At 69.9% G+C, this 1,145-nt stretch carries 2 protein-coding genes; one reads left to right on the forward strand and one right to left on the reverse strand.

Going from position 1 to position 1,145, the window contains the following annotated elements:
- Positions 1-191: 191 nt before the first annotated feature.
- Positions 192-320: a DLW-39 family protein gene (locus AOK22_RS43630; RefSeq protein ID WP_003999697.1), complete on the reverse strand. Its 129-nt coding sequence runs from the start codon at positions 318-320 to the stop codon at positions 192-194.
- A gap of 314 nt (positions 321-634) precedes the next feature.
- On the opposite strand from AOK22_RS43630, the gene AOK22_RS38885 reads away from it, so the two are divergent.
- Entirely contained in the window at positions 635-964 is a 330-nt protein-coding gene (locus tag AOK22_RS38885; RefSeq protein ID WP_055703331.1) for a DUF6344 domain-containing protein, read from the forward strand.
- Positions 965-1,145: the final 181 nt, after the last annotated feature.

Consider the following 1,145-nt stretch of genomic DNA (forward strand, 5'->3'; position numbering starts at 1 on the left):
GAGCCACCGCGCGACCGCGGCCATCCCCATTCGCTGCCGCAACCACTCAATTCACGTAAGCGAAGCCCCCGCGCCTGCGCCCGCAGCCAAGCCGGGCGCCCGTACCCGCCCCCTGCCCCTGTCGCCGCCCCGGAACAGCACAAAGCCCCGGCCGCAAAAGCGACCGGGGCCTGTGAAGTGACTGCTGATACTCACGAACCCGTGGGCACGGAGTCAGTCGCCTCCGTCCACAGATCCTGCTCGGCGCGATCCGCCTGGATCTGGCGGTACACGAGGAGCCCGCCGATGGCGGCCAGTGCGACCAGGAGAAGCTTCTTCACCGCGCGACCTCGTCTTTCCTTGACGTAGGGGACTTCTGGCGCCCGACTATACACACCGATCGATATCGATCGGTGACCTGGATCCACCCCAACTCCCGGCCCCCGCACAGCAGTCGAATCGGACCTGGGCACTCCGCCCCCGATCCCGTCCACTGTGATTTTCGCCGCTCTTGCCCCTTTCTCGGGCCTCTTGGGGCCATCCGGGTGGTGTTCATCTGAACATCGACGCGCCACGAGCGTCGGTCCACCACTCTCGGCCCCGCATACACATCATGAGGAAAGTACGCAAATCGCCCAACCTGAATTGAGGGGCCATGACCGGCACCAAGGCCAAGAACCTGTGGACCACGATCGTCACCGCCTTCCTCGCGCTGTTCGCCGCGCTGGGGCTCACCACGACGGCCACCGCGGCCACGGCGGTACAGGAGACCACGAACGCACGCCACGCCACGGCGAGCGCGCCCGCGCCGGCCACGGCCCTCTGGTCGGCCGCGTACGAACGGTCCCTGCCCCCGACGATGAAGCAGCGCATCTGCGCCGAGGCCCACGGTTCATCGCCCAGCTGCCGGCACCTGCCCCCGACGGACTCCGAAGCCGAGACCGAGACCGACGCCCAAGAGCCCGGCCTCGCCGCGGAGCCGTAATCCGGCCCGCCCGGCTGACCGGGCCCCTCTGGCCGGCCCGGACAGGGCCCACGCCCTCCCAAGCCACAGAAGACTCCCAGCCACCGCCCGGGCCGGGGGTCTTCCGCTGCCCCCGCCGCCGTCACCGTCACGGCCCACCGGCCACTCCCGGCCCGGGCGGTGGCTGGGAGTCTTCTGTGGC

The sequence above is a fragment of the Streptomyces silaceus genome (assembly GCF_001419745.1).
GTDB classification, from domain to species: domain Bacteria; phylum Actinomycetota; class Actinomycetes; order Streptomycetales; family Streptomycetaceae; genus Streptomyces; species Streptomyces silaceus.

What these genes read in the sequence shown, in the direction of transcription:
- AOK22_RS38885 (WP_055703331.1), top strand. Translation starts at nt 635, where the DNA reads ATGACCGGCACCAAGGCCAAGAACCTGTGGACCACGATCGTCACCGCC.